General features: G+C 69.9%; 7 protein-coding genes. All 7 read right to left on the bottom strand.

Annotated features, from left to right (window positions below):
* Positions 1–16: 16 nt before the first annotated feature.
* On the bottom strand, positions 17–6145 hold the full coding sequence (locus tag ACFYO1_RS37245; RefSeq protein ID WP_387242145.1) for an amino acid adenylation domain-containing protein: 6129 nt from the start codon (positions 6143–6145) through the stop codon (positions 17–19).
* Positions 6146–6196: 51 nt separating this feature from the next.
* The gene (locus ACFYO1_RS37240; RefSeq protein WP_387242142.1) at positions 6197–9637 is read right to left on the bottom strand and encodes an amino acid adenylation domain-containing protein; all 3441 of its coding nucleotides are present in this window, start codon (positions 9635–9637) and stop codon (positions 6197–6199) included.
* A gap of 158 nt (positions 9638–9795) precedes the next feature.
* Positions 9796–14127, bottom strand: a complete 4332-nt coding sequence (locus ACFYO1_RS37235) for an AMP-binding protein (protein ID WP_387242139.1) — start codon at positions 14125–14127, stop codon at positions 9796–9798.
* Entirely contained in the window at positions 14124–15791 is a 1668-nt protein-coding gene (locus tag ACFYO1_RS37230; protein WP_387242137.1) for a condensation domain-containing protein, read from the bottom strand. Before ACFYO1_RS37230 ends, ACFYO1_RS37235 begins: the two co-directional genes overlap by 4 nt.
* Positions 15792–15945: 154 nt before the next feature.
* Entirely contained in the window at positions 15946–16935 is a 990-nt protein-coding gene (locus tag ACFYO1_RS37225; RefSeq protein ID WP_387242134.1) for an ABC transporter substrate-binding protein, read from the bottom strand.
* 7 nt (positions 16936–16942) lie between these two features.
* Positions 16943–21148 (bottom strand): amino acid adenylation domain-containing protein, encoded by a 4206-nt coding sequence (locus ACFYO1_RS37220; RefSeq protein WP_387242131.1) that lies wholly within the window; start codon positions 21146–21148, stop codon positions 16943–16945.
* A 52-nt stretch (positions 21149–21200) separates the two neighbouring features.
* A complete protein-coding gene (locus ACFYO1_RS37215; protein WP_387242128.1) occupies positions 21201–22154 on the bottom strand; it encodes a methionyl-tRNA formyltransferase in 954 nt (317 codons plus the stop codon).
* Positions 22155–22188 lie beyond the last annotated feature (34 nt).

Raw genomic sequence — 22188 nt, 5'->3', positions numbered from 1 at the left:
CCGCGATTGCGCTGCGTCACTGCCACATCCGTCGCATGACCAACATCCCCAGATCCCCGTCGTCGAGGATCGCTGTGTCGCCGATGCGGCGATCGGCGTCCTCGGCGATGGCCCGCAGGGTGTTGGTGAAGGCGGATTCGATGATCTGAATGTCGTTGTCGTCGAACGAGTCCTCGGCGTAGAAGACGACGACCTGCAGGGGTTCACCGGGGAACAGCAGGTCCGCGGGGAAGATCATGATGAGCAGCGCGTTGTCGGTGGCGCCGCGCCCCTCGAACGACACCAGCTCGAGTTGCTCCTCGCCGAGCAGCCGCACCAGTTCGTCGCGACCCGACGGGTAGGACTGGAAGACGAACATGCTGTCGAACAGCCTCCGCGCGCCCGCGACTCGGTTGGCCGAGGTCAGCCGATACTGCTGGAACTCCATGAGGTCGGCGCGCCGCCGCTGGACGTCGGTGAGCCGGTCCCGCCAGGTCTGCCCGGCAGGTAGCTCGATGACGACCGGCACGGTGTTCACGAAACAGCCGATGGCGTTGTCCACCTCGTCGAGGTCGGCCGGGCGACCGGAGACGACCTCGCCGAAAACCGCTGCGTCGCCTCCGGTTACGTAGCGCAGCACATTGGCCCAGGCCAATTGGCAGACCGCGCTGAACGTGGTGCCCGCCGTGGCGGCCAGCTCGGTCAGCGCGTCCGCGACCGCGGCGTCGACCGGGAAGCGATGTGCCACCGGCACTCCCGAGCCGCCGGGCACCCGATTCGGTGCGACCACGCACGGCTGGACCCCGGTCAGGTACTCGTTCCAGACCGCCTCGGTCGCCTGCTCGCGATCCTCGGTGAGCCGCAGGAAGTCGGCGAAAGTCGCGGGGTTGCCGAGTGGTTCGGCGGTGCCGTCGCTGGTGTAGTCGGCGAAGATCTCGCGCGGCAGCAGCTGACCGGACCAGCCGTCGGTCAGGATGTGGTGCGAGGCGAGCACCAGCATGTGCGCCGAATCCGGCAGGTGCACCACGGTCGCGCGCATCAGCGGTCCGCGGGACAGATCGAACACGCCCGCCTGATCGGCGTCCAGGAATTCCAGCAGTCGTGCCTGCGCGTCCGGTGCGGTCGAGAGGTCGACCTCTTCGACCGGGAAGTCCATCCGGTCGGCGACGACGGCGTGCGGCTGCCCGGCGTGCGACACCGAAATGGCAACGCGCAGATTCGGATACCGATTGAGCACGTTGTTCAGCGAACGGGTCAGCCGCGGCACGTCCAGCGCACCGCGCACGGTGATCGTGGTCTGCACCGTGTAGGCGTCACGCCCGGCGTTGCTGATCGCGGTGAAATACAACCCCGCCTGTAGCGGCGCGAGCGGATACACATCGGCGCAGCGGGGATAGAGCGATTGCCAGCGGTCGAGGTCGAGTTGGGTCACGTCGCGGGCGAGCACGTCGCTCGGCGTCAAACGCCGTGCCGGATTCTCGCGCACGGCCTTGGCCAGCTCGCACAGCGCGCCGGTCCACAGGTCGGCGAACTCGCGGACCTCGGCCGCGGTCACCGCGCCGGACGGGAATCGGAAGGACGCCCGGAGCTGCGGCGCGTCGTTGTCCAGCACCGCGACCGTGTTGATGTCGAGCAGCGCGGGCGCGGGCATGGCGGCGTTCGCGTGGCCGCCGAGATAGCCGAATTCCGGTGCGGCGTCCCAGTCCTGCGCCGCGACGGCAACGTCGAAGCGGCCCATGTAGTTGAAGCTGAGCTGGGGTGGGGTACCACCGGCGAGCCGGGGACCGGTGTCGGGATTGAGCTGCCGGAGCAGACCCCAGCCGATGCCGGAATCGGGCACGGCGCGCAGTTGCTCCTTGACCGTTTTGACCGCGCCGGCCATCTCCGCGTCGGCCGCGATGTCCAGCGCGACCGGATAGGCGGTGGTGAACCACCCGACGGCGTTGGTGAGATCTACTCCGGCGAAAAGGCTTTCGACGCGGCCGTGCCGCTCCATGGTCAGCGTGACCGGGCCGGCGTCCCGACCGCGGGCCTGCCGGAACCGCCGGGTCGCGACCGCGAGCGCCGCTACCTGGATGTCCAGGAAGTCACAGCCGAAAGCCTGTGCGGCGGTGGTCATCAGGTACTGGGTGTCGGCAATGTCCAGCTCGGCGGTGACCTCGCGCACCGTCGCGACGGTATCGACGGCGGCATCGAGGGCCCGATCGCCGAGCAGCGGGTCGGCGCTGTCCGCGATCTCCTGCCAGAACGGCAGGGTCTCGGTCACCGGCTCGGTGTGCGCGAGCCGGACCAGGTTGGTGTTCCATGCCTGCACCGACGTGCCGAGGTCGGCCGCCGAAAGCTCTTCGTCCGCCCAGAGTCTGCGCAGATCCTCGTGGATCACGCGCCAGGACACGCCATCGACCACCAGGTGATGCAACACCAGCAGCAGCCGGCCGGCGGATCGGTCGTCCGCGTGCACCCAGGCCGCGCCGACCATCCGCCCCGCGGCGGGATCGAGCGATTCGGCGATGAGGCGTAGCTGCTCGTTCAGCACCTCGGTCGCGGTCGTGGGCCATGCGGCGCAGTCGATCTCGACATCGGTGAGGCCGGGGTGGGTGAACGGCTCGTCGGCCCGCGGCACGTAATAGGCGGTGCGGCCGTCCGGTCCGGTCGCCAGCCGGGCACGCAGCAGCGGATGCCGGTCGACCAGCCCGTGCAGGACGGTCGTCAGTCGCTCGACCGAGCTGTCCGCCGGGGTCACCACGGCGGTGGCCTGGCTGTAGGCGGCGTAGGGCGCGCTCTGCTCGATCAGCAGCGTGGCGATCGGGTTGAGTGGGATCCAGCCGGTGCCATCACCTGATTCGACCAGCGCGGGCGCAGTGGACAGGTCGATCGGCTCGGTGGCTGCGGCGATCAGCGCGATGGTGCGCGCCGCGAACAGCGCGCTGGTGGTGATCAGCAGGCCGCGCTTCTTGAGCGCCGATGCCATCCGAATCGCGCTGATGGAATCGCCGCCGAGCGCGAGGAAGTCGTCGTCGGCGGCCAGTTCGACCTGCTCGGCGAGCCCGAGCACCTGCCGGATCACCGCGGCGACCGCCTGCTCGGCCGGGTCACGCAGGACACGGCCACGCCCGGTGCCGCCGCCGAGATCCGGCACCGGCAGGGCCTTGCGGTCCAGCTTTCCGTTCGTGGTGAGCGGCAGCTCGGCCAATCTCACCAGCGCCGAGGGGATCATGTAGTCGGGCAGCCGATCGGCGAGGTGCACCCGGATGGCGCCGGAGTTCTCGGCCTCGGTGCCGGACTCGTACGCCGAACCCGGCTCGGGCACGTAGTACGCGACCAGGGCCGCGTCGGTGTCGCGGTTGATCGCGATCGCCGCGGCGGACGCGATGCCCGGTACCTGGCGCAGCACCGAACCGACCTCGCCGAGCTCGATCCGGTGGCCACGCACCTTGACCTGATCGTCGGTCCGGCCGAGGTATTCCATGCTGCCGCTGGGATGCCAGCGCACGACGTCGCCGGTGCGGTACATCCGTGCGCCGGGTTCGCCGGCGAAGGGGCAGGCGACGAAGGTGGCCGAGCTCAGGCCGGGCCGGTGGTGGTAGCCCTGCGCGAGTTGTATTCCGCCCAAATACAATTCACCGGTCACCCCGGGCGGCACCTGGCGCAATCGGTCGTCGAGCACATAGACGTCGGAATTCGATTCGGGCAGCCCGATCAGCGCGGCGCGGAAATCCGCCGGCGCGGCGAGCGCGCCCGCGAAGTTCTCGTGCATGAGGTCCATCGCTGCCTCGGTCGGCCCGTAGAGGCCGAGCACGGTGCCGCCGAATACCCGGCTCGCCTCCTCGACCAGCGGCGGCGGCACGGCCTCGCCGCCGAGGTAGACGAACCGCATCGAGCGCAGGCGAGCGGGATCGGGGTCCGCGTCGAGGAAGGCCCGGGTCACGCTGGGCACCAAGGACAGCTGGGTGATCTGGTGCCGGTCGATGATGTCGGCCAGCGCCTCCACATCGGCCTGCCACCAATCCGGCGGCGGCAGCACACTGGAGGAGCCGGTGCACAGCGCGTTGACCAGTTCGAAGACCGAGACATCGAAGCCGATCGGCGCCTTTTGCAGGATTCGCTCGGCACCGAAGCCCAGGTAGTCGCGCATCCACTGGACATGGCTGGCGACCGCGCGATGATTGATCACCACGCCCTTCGGCCTGCCCGTGGTGCCCGAGGTGTAGAGCAGATAGGCGGCGTCGAGCGGGTGCAGGGGGCGGGTGAGTTCGCCGGGCCGGACCGCGGTGGCATCGAGCCGCGCCGACGCCATCTGCTCGGCCTGGTCGTCGAGATCCAGAACAGGCACGCCCGCACTGTGTTCCGGATCGAGTATCCGGCCGGGCCGGGCAGCACGTACGAGCAAGGCGGGTTGCGCGTCGCCGATCATGAATTCGATGCGGTCCGCGGGGTAACTCGGGTCGATCGGCACATACACGGCCCCGGCGCGCAGCACGGCGGCGAACACCACGGGCAGCCGATCGCCGCGCTCGGCGAAGACACCGACCCGGTCGCCGGTTCGCACGCCGCGCTCGAGCAGCCGGCGGGCGAGACGGTTGACCCGTGCGTCGAATTCGAGATAGGAGAGCTCGATTTCGCCGAACACCACGGCGATGCGATCCGGATGGTCGCGCACCGAATCACGGATCATCGCGTCGACGGTGGCCGGTTCGATCGGCACCCGGTCGCCCCGCGACCAGGTCTGCACGGCCGCACGGTCCGCGGGTGAGAGTACGAGCAGCTCGTCCACCCGGCGGTCTGCCGTGGCCTCGGCCAGCGTCTGATCGATGTAGTCGTGTAGCCGTTCGATCGTCGACGCGTCGAACAGGTCTGTCCGATAGGTGATCTGCACATCTACCCGGTCGCTGTGCAGGAACGCCTCGACCGCGATCGGCAGCAGCGAGGCACCGTGGTCGGCCAGCCGCCAGCTGGTGACCGCGCCGGGCAGCTGCGGTCCGTCGATCTTCTGATCCAGGAACAGCACCATCGTGTCGAACAGGGCGGAGCCGACGTTGCCGGTGGCGCGGTTGACCGCGCGGACTACGCCCTCCTGCGGGAAGTTCTTGTGCCGGAACGCATCCGTCGTCACGGTGCGCACGTACTCGACCAGTTCGGCGAAGGTGCCATCGCCCGGACGATCCGTCAGCGGGTTCAGCCGCAACGGGAGCATGTTGCTGAAGTTGCCGATCAACAGCTCCATCCCGGACTCTTCGCGGTTGGCGACCGTGGTGCCGACCACCACGTCGTCCTGGCCCGTGAACTGGCGCAGCGCAACGTAATACGCGGCCAGGAACACCGAGAACGGAGTGGTGCGCAGGGTTGCGGCGAGGTTGCGCAGGGTGGCATCCGCGGTCGCGCCGAGCAACCGGTCGAGGCGGCGGCCGGCTTCGGTGACGAGCAGGGGCCGCCGGTTGTACGGCAGCGGCAGTTCCGGTACCTCGCCGTCGAATCGGCCGGCCCAGAAGTCGCTGTCCGCACCGTGATCGGCGCTCGCGAAGCGATCCTGCTCCCACTCCGCGAAGTCGGCGACCTGGCGGCGCAGCGGCTCCACGGTGATCGATCCGGTCAGCGCCTCGCGATAGAACCGCTCGACGTCCCTCGACAGGGCGGGCAGGGTCATGCCGTCCCAGGCGATGTGCTGGATCACGACGATGACGACCAGGCGGCGCGGACCGATCCGGACGAAATCGAGCCGCAGGGACGACTCGTTCGACAGGTCGAAGGTCTCGTGCGCGGCCGCCTCGACTCGCGCGGTCAGCCTGCGCTCCGCCTCGCCCGCCTCGAACCCGGTGAGCTCGAGCTCACGCACGCGGGGCGCCAGGTCCGGATGGATCCGCTGGTACGGGTTTCCGTGCTCGTCGTTGTGATAGGTGGTGCGCAACACCTCGTGTCGCCGCACCAGCGCCAGAAAAGCTTGCCGCAGTGCGTCGTCGACGACCTCGCCGTCGAAGGTCAGTGCCAGGCACAGGTTGTACGCCGTGCTGTCCGGCGAAATCTGCTGGTGCGCCCACACATAACGTTGCCCGAACGACATGGCGGCCCGGTCCGGATCCCGGCGCCGCGGCACGGTGGGCGTGCTTGCCAGCCCGTCCGCGGCGAGCCTGGCCCGCATCGCTTCCTGCAGGTCTTCCAGCGATCGCATTACGTCAAACCCATCTCTCTCGAACTAACCGGTGCGGCAACGCATTCCGCGCTACACCAGGGCCGCCGACGGAGGCAGGCTGATCTCGGCCAGTTCGAGCAGGATCCGCGCGACGTGCACCAGCCGGTCCGGGGCGGGCTCGGCGGCCAGCAGGCCAGCGCTGATCCGGCGCACGGTGCGGCCCTCGAGCACTCCGGTCACGCCGAAACCGTCCACCGCCAGCAGACCGCGGATCTGCCCGGTCAGCGTGGTCGCCAGGATCGAGTTGCCGCCGGCGTCGAAGAAGTCCGTGTCGACGCCGAGCCGGTCGCGCCCGAGCACCTGGGCGGTGATGTACTCGACCGCGGCCTCCACCTCGTTCGCCGGGGGCACATAGCCGGTGCGGGCGCCGGTGTGCTCGGCGAACAAGGCCCCGATCGCGGCCCGGTCGAGCTTGCCGTTGGCGGTGAGCGGAAGCGCGTCGAGCACCTCGATGACGTCCGGAATCATGTAGTCGGGCAGCAGTTCCCGCAGCCGTTCGGTGAGGTCGGCGGCCTCGGCCGGTCCGTCCGCGGTCACGGCGGCGGCGAGTCTGCCCGCCGCGGTGATCACCACGACGGCCGAGCGCAGCGGCGCGAGCGTGGCCAGCGCCGACTCGACCTCGCCGAGTTCGACCCGGTAGCCGCGAATCTTGACCTGGTGGTCGGCCCGCCCGAGGAAGTCGACGGTGCCGTCCGGCAGATAGCGAGCCAGATCACCGGTCCGGTACCAGCGCACGCCGTCGACCTGGACGAACCGGTCCGCCGTTCGCTCGGCGTCGCCCCGGTAGCCGTCCGCGACGCTCGCGCCGCCGATCCAGAGTTCGCCGGGCACCCAGTCGGGGCAGTCTTCGCCGCGCTCGTTGACCACGCGCAGTCGCACATTCGCCAGCGGCGTGCCATAGGGCACGTCGACCCGCTCGGCGGGGAAGTCGTCGGTGACCTCGCAGACGGTGGAGTGGATCGCGGTTTCGGTGGTGCCGCCGAGGCCGACGAAGCGCAGGCCGGGCACCAGGGCGCGGGCACGTTGCGCGAGTTGGGTTTTCACCTTGTCGCCGCCGGTGAGCACGAGCCGTAGCGAGCGCAGTTGATCGGGTTCGGCGAGATCGAGCAGCATGCCGATCAGGCCGGGCGCGCAGTTGAGCACGGTGACATCGGCGTCGGCGATGAGCGCGGCCCACGCGGCAGCGTCCCGCTCGATCGCCGCGTCGACACAGGCGAGTGCGCCGCCGAGCGACAGCGGCGCGAAGATGTCGTAGACCGACAGGTCGAAGCCCAAGGCGGACAGGCCGATCAGCCGATCGTCCGCACCGAGGCCGAAGCGGGTGCCGATCGCGTCGATGGTGTTGGCCGCGGCGCGGTGGCTGACCTCCACACCCTTGGGCTCGCCGGTGGATCCAGAGGTGAAGAGCACGTAGGCGAGCGCATCCGGTGTCGTGACCACCGGAGCATCCAGAGGTGTTGCGGTCAAGGCGGTTCCGAGCGCGATACCGGTCACCGAGTCGGGCAGTCCGTCCTCGTCATCGACCAGTGCGACCCGCACACCGCCGCGCGCGAGAATCCGGTCCCGGCGCGCGTTCGGCTGGTCGGTGCCGATCGGCAGGTAGGCCGCGCCGGCGGCGAGCACCCCGAGCACGGCCGGAATCTGCCGGTGCCCCTTCGGGATCACGACCGCGACGGTGTCGCCGGGCTCGACGCCCGCCTCGACCAGCGCGCGGGCGACGGCCAGCGCCTGCGCGGACAGTTCGCCGTAACTGCACGACCCACCCGCGCGCCGGCGCAGCGCTACTCGCTCCGGATGTTGCCGAGCCAGCGCGAAGAACGCGTCGTGCAAGGTGCGCTCGCCCAGATCGACAGTGCTGTCGTTCACCGAATCACGTACCGCGCGCTGGGCTTGCGGCAGCGCGATGGTCAGGTCCGCGGACCAATCCGCGTCCGGCCGCACGAGTGCGTCCAGGGTGGCGCGGAATTCGGCGAACATCGCCTCGGCGACGCCGGCGGGCAGCGCGTCGCGGCGGATGTCCCAGTTCACCAGCAATCCGCCGGCCAGCTCAACGACCTGCGCGTCCAGATCGACCTGCGGGCCCTGCGACAGGATCCAGACCGGCTCGCCGAAGACGCGAGTGACCCGCTCGGAGAACAACTCCCCCAGATCGAGCCCCGAGGTGAAGACCACCGACGGCGTGACCGGCGCACCGCGCAATGCACCGAGATCGCGCAGCACGTCGAGGCCCTCGTAGCCGGCGTGCGCGGCCGCGGTGTGCAACTCCCGCTGCAACCGCTTCGCCCTGGCCACCATCGACTCCGTCGTGCGCGCGTCGACATCGACCAGCACGGAATTGGTGAAATCGCCGACCACCAGGTCGATGTCGTCGTGCAGCGGCTCGCGGGCGAACAGCGGCAGGTTCAGCAGGAAACGCTGCTGCGCCGACCAGCGCGCGACGGCCTCGCTGAACACGGTGGCCAGCGCGACGGCCGGGGTCACACCGTTGCCGTGCGCGTACTGCTGCAAACGCGCCTTGCCGGCCGGGTCGAACCAATGGTGCAGCCGGATGCTGCGCGCCGGGTCCGGTCGGTCGTTCTCCGGGATGACCGGCAGCGTCGGAATGTCGGGCAGCGTCGGCGCCTTCTGCGCCCACCACCGCCGATCGGCCGAATTGTCCGGCGCCATGCGCGCTTTGGCGGCGAGGTATTCGCGGAAGGTGAAGCCGAGCGGCGGGAGGGTGTCCTCGTCGGCCGCGTAGAGCGTGGCCAGGTCGTCGAGGATGCGGCGGTAGCTCTGCGCGTCGGCGGCGACCATGTCGACGTCGAGATGCAGGCGGTGCGCGCCGTCCGGCAGCACCGTGACGGCGATGTCCACCACCTGTCCGGCGGCCACGTCCATGCGCTGATGACTCTTGTCCTGCCGGATCCGGCCGAGCTCGGCCTCGACATCGGCCTCGTCCCGCGCGCTCAGGTCGAGCGTGTGGCACACCGGAACCAGTGGCTCCGGCAGGATGCGCTGCGTGCCGCTGTCCAGGAATTGGGCCCGGAGCATCGCGTGGTGGCGCACCAGCCGGTCGGCCGCGCGGCGCATCCGATCCGCCTGCAGACCCCGGCCGTCGAACTCCACGTAGAGGTGGGCCGCCACGCCGCCGAGCCGCTGATCCTGCCTGCGACCGACCCAGTAGGCGTGCTGCATCGTCGCCAGCGCGAATTCGCCGGTGGCGGAACCGGTCTCGACAACGGGCGCCGTCACGGGTTCCTCGGCGATACGGCTTACACCCAGCAACTCCGCCCAGGCGGCGATCGTCGGGGACAGCGCGAGCGTGGAACTGCGCACGTCGTAGCCCTGTTTACGCCACTTGGCCGCCAGGTGCATGAGCTTCATCGAGTGCATGCCCAGGCTCACCAGATCGTCGTCGTAGCCCACCGTTTCCGGCGCTACGCCGAGATCCGCCGCCACCAGGTCGCGCAGTTCCGCCTTGCCGAGCATCGGACTCCTCACCAGCCGAGAAGCAGCCCATCGGGCTACATAGGCAAGCCTTGCCTAATCTCATGGCATCGTAACCCAAGAAGTGGCCTCGGAGACAGAGTGTGGTTTGGCTAACCTATTTTCTATGACCTGTCATCGGCATAACGCCGGTTACCGGCTCACCGTTCGGCGAATTCAGTCAGCGCCGCGGCCCACCGGTCGACTCGGAGGTCGGCGTCCGCCTCGCCCAGAACCGCCGAGTTGAGGTCGAATTGGGCGACCAGCGACGGCCCGCCGTCCCGCGGAACGACCGCCGTCGTCACGTCGACGGTGAACCGCACCGGCAGATCGGGATGACCCGCAACGCCGAACTCGGCGGTGAAGTCCGCCAGCGGCGCCGGCGACCACGGGCCGGTGCCGAAGCTCAGCACGTCGAAGCGGCCGAGATGATTGAGCCGGACCTGTCCGCGCGCGGCGTGCGTGCGCTCGCCGAGTGGCGGCGAGCCCGCGCCCGGTGTCCAGTCGTCGAGCGCCGCGAGCGGCACCAGCACGGTCTCCTCGACGGTGAACCAGCCGACCTGACGGGAGTCGTCGTCGGCGGAGCGGCCGTGTGATTCCCTGGTCAGCGCGACTCGGCCCGCTGGGTCGGCGCTGTCGGCGAATGTCCGCGCACCGGCCAGAATCAGGATGTCCTCCAACGAGATTCCGCTCTCCGCGCACCGGGCGAGTAGTCGCTCGGTGCGTTCGGGGCGCAGCTCGCGCACGCGCTGTATCACCTTGGCCGCACGATCGATGGCGGGGTCGGTGAGCCTGCCGCCGAGCGGGACGCCGAGAATCGGCTGCCGCGCGGTCAGCAGCGACTGCTCGGGGGCGAGACCGAGCGCCGCTTCGCGGGGAGCCTCGTTCGGCGGGAGTTGACCCTGATCGAGCATGCGCAGGTCGTCGACGAGGATCAGCCAGGAGACGACGTCGACGGCGAGGTGGTGGATCGACAGAAGCAGGCGGCGCCGACCCGGACCACCGTCGAGCAGTGTCGCGGCGATCATCTGCCCGGTTGCGGGATTCAGCCGGTCGACGGTGTCGGCGAGCCGGGCGGCGGCCGGCGAGTCATCGACCACGGTCAAACATGTTGCGGCGTTGGCGGATTCCGCGACGATCAGCACCGGTGTGCCGTGTGTGTCGAGGTCGAGGCGGGAACGCAGCGCCGGGTGCGCGGCCGCCAAGGCGTCGAGCCGCTCGGCGATCTGTTCTGCCGACGCGTCGTCGGGGAGCGTGATCACTTGGCTCTGTGCCAGGTAGCGGTAGTCGCCGTTGGCGATGATCTCGTGTGCGAGCGGGGTGAGCGCGAGGACGGTGCCCGCAGGGGTGGGTGCCGCCTCGACCGTTTCTGTGGCGTCCGCGGCGTCCAGTGTGCCTGCGAGTTCGCGCAGATCTGCCGCGGCGACAACATCTTTCGCGGTCACCCGGAAGCCGATACCGCGCAGCCGGGACACCAGATCGATGATGCCGATGCTGTCGATGCCCAGATCGGCCAGGCTGTCCAGCACGCCCACCGCGCCCGTGCGTCCCTCGCCCATGGCGGCGATCAGCCCGAGCAGGGTCCGCTCGGTCTCCGTCGCGGGTTCGGCCGCGACGGCGCCGGTGACCGGTGCGTGCAACAGCGCGGTCGCGGCGTGCACATCGAGCTTGTCGTTGCGGTTCAACGGGATCTGGTCGACGTGCACGATCCTGGTCGGCACCAGGAACCGCGGCAACCGCAGCGCCAGCGCCGCGCGGATCTCGGCGGCCGAGCGCTCGGCGACGACCAAGGCGCCCAGCCTGGTTCGGCCGTTCTCTGCGAAAGCCAGTGCCGCGGCATGCGTTACGCCCTCCAGCTCACGCAGCACGACCGTCGCCTCGTCGGGTTCGACGCGATAGCCGTTGATCTTGACCTGGCTGTCGATGCGGCCCTCGTAGATCACCGTGCCCGTGGTGGTCCGGCGGACCAGATCGCCGGTGCGATAACGCCTTCCACCGGGTCCCGCGACGAACGCGGCCGCCGTCGTACCCGGCCTGCCGAGATAGCCGAGCGCGAGTTGCGCGCCGGACAGGTACAGCTCGCCGTGGCCACCCGGTGGCACCGGGCGCAGCCGGTGATCCAGTACCTCGGCGGCCAGCCCGTCGAAGGTGCGCCCGATCGTGGGGGCCGGGTGCTCGTGCACGTCGGCCATCAGCGCTTCGACCGTGGTTTCGGTTGGTCCGTAGAAATTGATGACGCGGGTGCTCGGCAGTCGCCGCAGCCGGGTCCAGGTGTCCTGGCTGATCGCTTCACCGCCCAGCGCGAGCACCAGCAAAGAGCAACACTCCCCTGCGGGCTCGGCAGATTCGGTGAACAGTCCGGCGGCGATCAACCGGCTCAACATCGACGGCGAGGTATCGAAGATATCGATCCGCTGCTGCTCGATCGCGGCGACGATCTGCTCGGCGTCGGTGCGCACCTTGTCCCCGAGCAGGACGACCGCGTGCCCGCTGAGCAAGGCGACCGTCGGCTGCCAGGCGGCGTCGAAGCCGGTCGACCAGCCGTGGCCGATCCGCAGTTGCCGCCCGGTCTGCGCGCTGAGCGGCGCGAAGATCCGGCGCTCGTGGTTCGACCAGTGGTTCAGCAACGCGCCGTGCGGCACCACGACGCCCTTCGGGCGGCCCGTGGTGCCGGAGGTGAACACTACGTAGCAGGGCGTGTTTCGATTCAGCTGCGGGACAGGGCTGTTCGTGACCGACGAGGCCGGCTCGCCGAGTACCCGCAGCCCGCCGTCGTGGTCCGGTATCGCGTGTACGACCTCGCCGCCCTGCTCGCGCACCAGGCTCACGGTGCCGGCCAGCGACTCGTCGCCGAGCACCACCCCGACATTCGCCATCTCGACCATGTGGGCCAGTCGATCGGCGGGCGTCGCCGGATCCACGTGCACGCACAGCGCGCCGGCCAGACCGATCGCGAACGGCGCGTGCAGGACTCGGCGATCGCGGGGCAGCACGACCGCCACCGCGTCGCCTGGGCGCACACCCGCGTTGCGCAGGTTCTCGGCCAGTCTCGTGACGGCCGTGCCGAACTCGGCGAAGGACTGCTCGCCCGCCGGGTCGATCACGGCCACCCGATCGGCGGCCCGTTCAGCGGCGGCGAGCAAGGCCCCGGGCACCGAGGCGTAGTCCGTAGGCGGCCGTGACTCGGCGGTCAGCGCGGCGGGCTCGTCCTCGAGCAGCAGATCGATATCGCAGGCGCGCTCCGCCTCGATCATCCGGCGGATGACCTCGAGTACCCTGCGCGCCAATCGATCCGGATCGAATCGGTCCACCAGATCAGGACGGATCTCTACCCGGGTGATGAGCCGCTCGTTCTCCACCACCGGCACCACCGCGATCGGATAGTGGCTCGGCGAGTCGATCCGGCGCGGCGTCATGGTGGCCCCGCCGGCCAGCGGCATCGACGCGGTGATCTCGCCGAGCGGAGTGTTCTCGAAGACCAGCAAGGTGTCGAAGAGTTGCCCGGCATCCGCGTGCTTGGTGATCTCGGCGATGCCCAGGTATTCGTGTGCCCGCAATTGCGCCACGGTGCGTTGCAGTTCCGTGCCGATCACCGCGGGCGACCGCTCATCCATCCGCACCCGGACCGGGATGGTCGTGACCAGCGCGCCGACCAGTCGATCGGCGTGCGGCAGCGACGCGTCGCGACCCGATGTGGTCTGCCCGAAGACCACATCGTCGCGGCCGGTCAGTCCGGAAAGCACCCGCGCCCAGGCCATTTGGCAGACCGTGTTCAAGGTGATGCCGCGGGATCGGGCCCAGCTCGCGACGAGTTCGGTTTCGGCACGGTCGAATTCGGCCGTGCCGAGCACCGGCAGGTCGCCCGGCGCGGGCGGCGCGAGCATCGGCATCGGGGTCAGGCCGGCCAGCGCCTCGGTCCAGGCCGCGATCGAGGCGGGGGTATCGCGGGTGGCCAGCCAGGCCGCGTGCTCGCGCAGCGGCGGCGCCGGGGGCAGCGCCGATCCCGCCCCGCAGTGCACTGCGATCAGGTCGGCGAAGATCAGCGGGATGGACCAGCCGTCGACCACGATGTGGTGTGCGGTGCAGATCAATTCGTAGGCGCGCTCACCGACCCGCGCCGCCGTTACCCGGAACAGCGGGCCGTTGTCCAGATCGATCCGCCGGCGACCCTCCTCCCAATAGAGCTGCCGGGCAGCGGCTTCCGGATCGTCGGCGGCGCGCAGATCGATCTCGCGCCAGCCGATCCGGCCGGCCGAGGTGATGACGAGGACCGGATGCGGCAGGCCGTCGGTCAGCACCGCCGCGCCCAGGTGCGGATACCGTTGCAGCACTTCGCCGAACGCCGCGCGCAGGCCGAGCAGGTCTGCCAGGTTGTCGATCCGTGCGGCGAACGTCACCAGGTAGGGGTCGACATCGCCGGACATGGCGCTGACCGAGTAGAGCCCGCGCTGCAACGGCGACAGCGCGACGACGTCGAGGATTTCGGTGGTCACCGCGCGCCGAACCGCTGGCCGAGCGCGGCCAGGGCCGCCGGATCCAGACCCGAGGCACTCATCGGCGCCGCGCCGGCGGGCGCGTCGGCGGCCGGCGCGGCTTCGCTCAGCTGGGTGGCGAGTTCGTGGATCGTGGGGAAGGCGAATACCGTCTGCACATCGACCCCGTACCCCTGTTCGGTGAGATCGGTGGCCAGGCGCAGGGCCGCGATCGAGTCGCCGCCGAGGGAGAAGAAGGTGTCCGCGCGGCCGAGCTCGTCGTCCTCGTCGAGCTCCAGCACTTTCCGAATCGCCGCCGCGACAACGCGTTCGGCGTCGGTCTGTGGCTCGCCGCCGAGCCCGGGTCCGCCCAGCAGACCGCCTGCCGAGCCGGGCTGGGTGAACAGCACCGTGCCGAAGGGCTCGTCCGTTCCGGCCGCCCATGCCACACAACGACTTTCGAGGTGTGCGGCGAGTTCGTCGAGGGCGCGGCGCCCGGCCAGCGCCGGGAAGTCGAGGGTGACGACGGCACCGTCGGCGTCGAGCGCGATGTCGACCACCAGGTCGACCCCGTGCGGGCGGGCGGTGCGCCGATTCAGCTCGCGCACGGCGTATTCGGGCGTGCGGATCGCCAGCGGTGCACCGGCGCGCACGCCGACCAGCACCTGGAAGAGCGCTCCGGTCACCACCGCGGCGGTGCCCTTCAGCTGATGGGTGAGCCGCTCGATCCGGGTCTGCGCGTGTGCACGGGCCTCGGCCGCGCAGGTCACGGCGGCGTCGATGAGCGCACGCGGGGTGCCGGTACGCACCGAATCCAGCCGCAGGACCAGCTGATTGGCGATATTGCCGAGGATGGCGCCCGGCTCGGCCCGCGCCGGCTCGACCAGGCCCACCGGAACGTCCTCGCCGATTCCCGCCTCGCCCAGCACCCGGGCGATGAGCGCGGCGAAGGTGGCGCCGGTGTCGCGTCCGGCGAGCAGCGCGTCGAGGGTGCCGCGGTCGATACGGAAGGCCCGGCGGGATCCCTCCGCGCCGGTCTCGTCCTCGACGACCGGTACCGCGCGTTCGGGGAGGTCCGCCAACCGCGCCGTCCAATAGGCCAGGGCCGGATCGTCGCCTGCGGTGACGCCCAGCTCCTTCAGCTGGGCCGCGACCAGGCTGCGGTACTGGGCCGCGGCGGGCTCGGCCTGGCCGTGCTCGTAGGCCGTGAACAGTCCGGCGGCCAGCAGGTCGAGCGTGCGGTCGTCGGCCGCGACCGGGTGCACCGTGAGCGAGACGACGGCGCGGTCCGGGAGGGTGTAGCGCCGGATCCGGATCGGGAGATCGCGGACCAGATCGAAGCGGTGTGCGGCGTCGGAACGCAGCGCGGGTTCCAGTGCGGCCGCGTCGATCCGGACGGTCTCGACCACGCTGTCCGGCGTCGGCACGACCCGCTGGTACGGGACGCGGCGATCGTCCGGGAAGACGGTCCGCAGAATTTCGTGCTCGGTCAGCACCGCGATGGCCGCCTGCTCGAACGCCTCTTCGTCGAGTTCGCCGGAGATCTCCAGCGCGACGAACAGATTCGCGGCCGCGGTGCGCCGCAGTCGTTCCGGGAGCAGCACGGCCTGCTGCGCGAGGGACAGCGGCGTGCCACGATCCCCAGCGGCGGCCCTGGGCGCGTTTCGCACCAGCGAATCCGACATTTTCGATCCTTCCGAGCACTGCGGCAACCACCAGAGAACCGCCACGGCCACTGTGTACTGATCAAACAGTCGGGGGTGGATAGCCTGTAGCTATCCACCCCCGAACTAAAGTTAGCCTATCCTAAAGCAAGCGGATTCAACGGGCCAGTAGTGCCTACTTGCTCACTGCGGCCAACGTCGGATCGAGCTTCTCCAGGACATACGGCACCGACAGCGGCGTCGGGATATTGATGGCACTGATCGTCGTCACGTCGACGAACGCGATGCCGTTGTTCCGCACCGACGGCAACTCGTCGTAGCCGGGCAGCCGCTTGAACTTCTCCGTGAAGGCGGGCAACGCGCCGCAGATCAACATGTTGGAGTTCAAGTCGCCCAACCGTTCCGGGGACAGCGCCAGCCGGCCACCGCTCGGTGCCTCCTTCGCGATGTGCTCCGGAATGGCCATGCCGAGCCGGTTGAACAGCGCGGCCGAGCCGTCCTTCGGATCGGCCAGCACCATCAATTGCGCCGGGCCGGTCAACATACAGGTCAAGAAGGTCTTGCCGCGCAGGCCCGGATAGCGGTGCGCCACCTCGTCGATGCGCCCGTTGACGTTCGCGACCACCTTGTCCGCGTCCGCTTCCTTGTGCAGTACCTTGCCGAGCGTCGCGAGCTGATCCGACCACTGGTCGATCTGCGCGTTCGGGGTCACCGGGCCGATCGTCGGCGCCAGCTTGGACAGCTTGTCGTACATGGCTTTGTCCACCATGAAACCGGGCACCAGGATCAGGTCGGGCTCCAGCGCGGCGATCTGCTCCACCACGTCGGCGCCCATCTTCAGCACCTTCGCCTCGCTCAGCGAGTCCGGCACCCACGGCACCTGCGACTTTCCGCCCTGGGAGACGTTGTCGGCATAGCCGACCGGCGTCACGCCGAGCGCGAGCGTGGCGTCGAGCCACTGGTTACCCAGCGTGACAATGCGTTTCGGGGTGCCGCTCACCGCGGTCTGGCCCATCGAGTGCGTGATGGTGATCTCCCCGGACGCGCCGGCGCTCTGGTCATCGGATCCACAGGCGGCGCTGGTGAGCAACAGGCCCACCGCCAGCACCGCGACCGCCCGGCCGAGCATGCCACGACCCCGTCCCGCCGTTCTTCGGTCCAGCATCATTGCGTCACTCCTCATATCGCGAATCGCACCTGGTCGAGCCGAAGGCAAGCCAGCCGTCGTCGGTCCAGGACGCACGGTCACCGGTGCGCACCAACCACCCCGGTGCGAACGGATCGGCCAGGAACGGTCCCGCGGCCGCGTCGCCCGCGTGGGCCAGGGCCGCGCCACCGATGAAAACCTCACCCAGCACACCGGGCCGGACCGGTGTGCCGCGCTCGTCGAGCACCAGCACCCGAGCGCCGGGAATCGGGCGCACCCGCCCGGCGCCGTCCAGCGGTCCACGCGCGACCACGCCGACATACTCCGGTACCGCGTAGGCGATGGTGCCCACCGAGCCCGGCGCGGCCGCCGCGAGCAGGTCGGGAAGGGTTGGCGCAGTGCCGGTTCCGATGAGGTCCCAGCGACAGACCGGCAGCGACGCCGGCGCGGCGGCCCGGGCCGACGCGGCGGCGGTACCGGGATCGGTGACCACATGGGTTACCGCGAATTCGGTGATCAGCGCGGCCAATTCGGCGGGATCGGTCCGCTGCGACTCGGTCGCGACGATCAGCAGAGCGCCGTCGGCCAGGGCGGCGAACAGCTCGACCGCCGCGCGGGCATCGATGCGCCGCACCGCGAGCAGGCGGACGTCGCGTGCGTTGTAGGCCGGATCGGTGCGCCCGCACCGGCGATCCGCGGCCACCGCCCGGCGGTCCGCGACGGCCACCGCCAGCGCTTCGGCGGCGGGCAGAACGAAATCGCAAGTGCCACCGGCTGATTCGCCGGTCGGCCCGACCAGCGTCCGGACCAACCGGATCAGACGGCCGCCCAGATCGGCAGCGGGCGTGACCTCGTCGGGCCGTCCGGCGGCCAGCCGGTCGAACAGCTCGCCATAGGTCAAGGCCTTTGCCCCGCAACGGATCGCGGGGCGCGCGCCGGGAAATCCGTACCCGCGGCGGATGACCTCGGCCAGGTCGGTTACGTCGGCGAGCTCGACGCCGGTGGACCACTCGCCGAGCAGCCGCTCCCGTTCGGCGGTGGTCAATTCCTCCGTCGCCACCACGGGAGTCGCCTCGATGAGCGCGGCGAGACCGGCCACCGTCGGGTTGTCGAAGATCACCCGCACGTCGATCTCCACCCCGAACTCGGAGCGCAGCCGCGGCACCAGGCGGTTGGCCAGCAGCGAGTGCCCGCCGAGGTCGAAGAACGAGTCGTCGGCGCCGACCCGGTCGAGGCCGAGGATCTCCTGATACAGCTCGACGAGCCGAATCTCGGTGGCTGTGCCCGGTTCTCGATAGCCGTGGGCGGCCCGGACCGGCTCGGGCAGCGCGGTGCGGTCGAGCTTGCCGTGCTTGGTCAGCGGGATCTCATCGATCAGCATGAACGCCGACGGCACCATGTACTCGGGCAGGCTCGCGGCGGCCCGCGCCCGCACCTGGTCGAGGTCGAGCTCGTCCGCGGCGGCAACCACGTAGGCCGCGAGCATCATCCCGATCGATCGGTCCGCCACCGCGACCACCGCGCAGTGCCCGACGCCGGGATGCGCCGCGATGGTGGCCTCCACCTCGCCGAGCTCGATGCGATAGCCGCGCACCTTCACCTGCGCGTCGGCGCGGCCGACGAATTCGAGCACCCCGTCTGCCGTGCGCCGCGCCAGATCGCCGGTGCGATACAGCCGTTCACCGGGCAGGAACGGATCGGCGACGAAGCGCTCCGCGGAGAGCCCGGACCGGTGCAGGTAGCCGCGGGCCAATTGCGCACCGCCGAGATAGATTTCGCCGACCACACCGTGCGGGACCAGTTGCAGTCGCTCATCGAGCAGGTAGCAGTACACGTTGCGGTTGGGCACGCCGATCGGCACGATCCGGGTGCCCTGCGGCCCGTCGACAGGCATGTGGGTCGCCGACACCACGGCCTCGGTCGGACCGTAGTGATTGCGCAATTCGGCGTCGAAGACGCCGGAGAACCGGTCGGCCACCTCGCCGAGCAAGGCCTCGCCGCCGACCGGAACATGCCGCAGCGCACGCCATTCGCTCACCTCGGGCAGCAGCAGGAAGGTGCTCAGCGTCGACGGGACCATGTGCAGCACGGTGATTCCGCAGCGGGTGATCAGATCGGCAATGTAGGGGATGTCGCGGAACGCCGCGGGCTTCGGAATCACCAGGCGCGCACCGACGGTCAGGGTGACGAAGATGTCGAGCAGCGAGGCGTCGAAGCTGACCGGAGAGGATTGCAGCAGGCGATCGTCGGCGGTCATCCCCCATTCGGCGCGGAAACCCTCCAGGTGTTCGGCGATCGCGGCATGCGAAACCGCCACGCCCTTCGGCTTTCCGGTCGAACCCGAGGTATAGATGAGGTACGCGAGATTGCCGGGGCGCAGCGGGCGCACCCGGTCCGCGTCGGTCGGATCATGGTCGGGCAGCTCGGCCGCGGCTTCCTCCGCGGCGGTGAACTCGGCTATGCCGAACGTCAAGCGCGGGGCCGCGTCTCGATAGAACTCCTCGATGCGCTCGTCCGGATCATCCGGATCGATCGGCAAGTAGGCGCCGCCGGCCTTGAGCACCGCGAGCACGGCGACCACGAATTCGACCGAGTTGCCGAGTCGCAGCGCGACCGCGTCCTCGGTGCCGAGGCCCTGCCCGATCAGCCAGTGCGCCAGCCGATTCGCGCGCCGGTCGAGCTGGTCGTAGGTCATCGACACGTCCGCGGCGTGGCCGCTCCGAGGCGCCGACACCGCGAGCGCATCGGGTGTGGCCGACACGGTGCGTTCGAACAGCGCGACCAGGGTGGTCGCCGGGGTATCGACCAGTGTGCCGTGCGACTGGGCCAGCAGTCGCGAACGGTCTTGCGGGCCATACATATCGAGATCACCGACCCGCGCGTCCGGCGTGGACAGCGCGCTGTCGAGCAGCTGTACGTAGTGCGTGAGCAGTTGCTCGGCGAGCCCGGGTTCGACCTCGTCGGCCCAGTATTCGACCTCGGCGTGCGCGCCCTGCGCGTCGAACACGGTCGTGACCCGCAACGGGACCTGCGGCGCCGAGCGAACCAGGTCGAGTCCGGTGGCGGTGACGCCGTCGAACTCGAAGCCGCGCGGCGCCTCGCGCACGCCGAAGCCGACCCGCACCAGCTGCTCCAGGCCGTCCCTGCCGTTCCCCCGGTCCGGGTTGATCTCGCGGATCACCCGATCGATGCCGACCCCCTGATGCGCGAACGCCGCGGCACAGGTGTCGCGAACGCGCGCGGCGAAACTCGCGAAGGTGTCCTCGGGCCGGACCGCGGCCCGCAGCAGCACGGTATTGCCGAAGTACCCGATTACCGAGACGGCCGACGCACCGCGGGTCGAAACCGGTACCGAGACAAGGAAGTCCGTCGCCGCCGTGTAGCGGTGGATCAGCGCGTGGAAGGCGGCGAGCGCCACCGCGAACGGGGTCGAGTCGTGTTCGCCGGCGAACTCGTACACCCGGGAGAGCAGCTCAGGAGGAACCGGACGCGCGCGGCGCCCGGTCCGGCGGGTCTCGGTGTCCGCGGCGATCGGCCGGCCGGGCAGTTCGAGCAGCTCCGGCAGCGGGCGCAGCGTGCTGCGCCAATAGTCGATCGCGGCCTCGGGCTCGGCCGACCGGGGATCCTGGCCCAGCACCTCGACCTCGACGAACTGGGTGGCGCGGCCGGTCGGCGCGGCACCGTTGTACGCGGCGTTCAATTCCGCGCGCAGCACACTCCACGAATCGTCGTCCCAGCAGATCGTGTGCGCGACCAGAATGAAGGCGAACTCGTCGGTTCCGGTGCGCACCAGGGTGATCCGCAGCGGCGCCTCGTCGGCCAGCGCGAAGGGGCGGCCGAACGCACGGCGCGCCAGCACTTCCAGCCGCCGGGCTCGGCTGGGTTCGGCCAGCTCGGACAGATCGTGTTCCTGCCAGGACGGCGCCAGCTCCGGCCGGGCGAGCTGGAACGGTTCCCCATCCGCGCCCAAATCATAAGTGGTGCAGAGAATGTCGTGCCGAGAGACCACTGCGCCGACCGCGGCGCGCAAGCGCGCGACGGACAACGGACCGGTCAGGCGGTACGCCACGCAGATATTGAGCGTGGTGTCCGCTGGATCACGGGTCTGCAGGAACCAGGCGCGCCGCTGCGCGGCCGACAACGGATACCGCTCACCCGCGGTAGTGCCCTTCGATGCCCGATCGGATCGGCTGTCCGGCAGGCGATTCGGAGAGTTCGCAATGGTCGACATGATTCCTTCACCCCCCGGTTGAACGTTGCTTCCCAGGCCGTGCGTACCCCCGTCAGCCGAAGGACGACTCCGGGACGGCGGTGAGATAGCCTCCGCGCGCGAAGAATTCGGCGCCGTCGTGTTCGACTCCGTCGGCCGTGCGGATCCGGGTCAGCACCAGGCCGCGGTTGCGCCCACGCACCGGCTCCGGTCCGCACACCACGGTTCCGCCGCCCTCCTGCACGACGACCCGGCCCGCGGTGCCGCCGTAGCAGGCCGAGGAGACCGACGCGGCGAGCACCTCGATCCGCTCCCCGCGATAGCAGGCGAACGCCCGCGGGTACGGCTCGGACAGGGCGCGCACGAAACGCTCCAGATCGACGGCGCTGCGCTGCCAGTCGATCTGGCTGTCCCGGTCGGAGCGCTTGTGGAAATAGGTACGTTCGGCCTTGTTCTGCGGACGCCAGACCGCGTTGCCGGACTCGAGCAGGCTCAGCGCCTCGTGCACCGCGCCCGGAATCAGGTCCATACCGGCGAGCACCAGCTCGGTTCCGGTGGCGTCCGGCGGAATCGGCAGCGAACGCTGCACCAGGATGTCACCGGTGTCCAGCTGCTCGTCCATCCGGTGCACGGTCAGCCCGAACTCGGACTCGCCGCTGATCAGTGCCCACAGCACCGGTGAGAATCCGGTGAACTTCGGCAGCAGCGAGTCGTGCAGGTTGAGCGTGCCGTACGGCGGCATCGCGTAGAGCTCGGCCGGCATCCAGGTGTACCAGCTGTTCACCACGATGACGTCCGGCTCGGCGCGCTTGACCAGATCGATCGTCGCGGCGTCGGCCCGCTCGGTCAGGTGCACCGGGATGCCGTGCTCGCGGGCGAGTTCCTCGACCGAGTCCGACCAGATCGCCTTGTACGACTGTTCGCTGGCCGGGTGCGTGACCGCGAGCACTACCTCGTGTTCCGAATCGAGCAGCGCCTGCAGGGTTTTGCGGCCCCAGGTCTGGAAGCCGAACGACACGATGCGCATGAACCGAACCCCATCCTCGAATTAAGTAAGGCTA

The organism is Nocardia sp. NPDC006044 (assembly GCF_042871115.1).
Lineage (GTDB): Bacteria > Actinomycetota > Actinomycetes > Mycobacteriales > Mycobacteriaceae > Nocardia.
The sequence above is the reverse complement of the archived record's forward strand: the minus strand, read 5'-3'. Positions and strand labels throughout refer to the sequence as shown.

What these genes read in the sequence shown, in the direction of transcription:
- ACFYO1_RS37245 (WP_387242145.1), bottom strand. Translation starts at nt 6,145, where the DNA reads ATGCGATCGCTGGAAGACCTGCAGGAAGCGATGCGGGCCAGGCTCGCC.
- ACFYO1_RS37240 (WP_387242142.1), bottom strand. Translation starts at nt 9,637, where the DNA reads ATGCTCGGCAAGGCGGAACTGCGCGACCTGGTGGCGGCGGATCTCGGC.
- ACFYO1_RS37230 (WP_387242137.1), bottom strand. Translation starts at nt 15,791, where the DNA reads ATGTCGGATTCGCTGGTGCGAAACGCGCCCAGGGCCGCCGCTGGGGAT.
- ACFYO1_RS37225 (WP_387242134.1), bottom strand. Translation starts at nt 16,935, where the DNA reads ATGCTGGACCGAAGAACGGCGGGACGGGGTCGTGGCATGCTCGGCCGG.
- ACFYO1_RS37220 (WP_387242131.1), bottom strand. Translation starts at nt 21,148, where the DNA reads ATGTCGACCATTGCGAACTCTCCGAATCGCCTGCCGGACAGCCGATCC.
- ACFYO1_RS37215 (WP_387242128.1), bottom strand. Translation starts at nt 22,154, where the DNA reads ATGCGCATCGTGTCGTTCGGCTTCCAGACCTGGGGCCGCAAAACCCTG.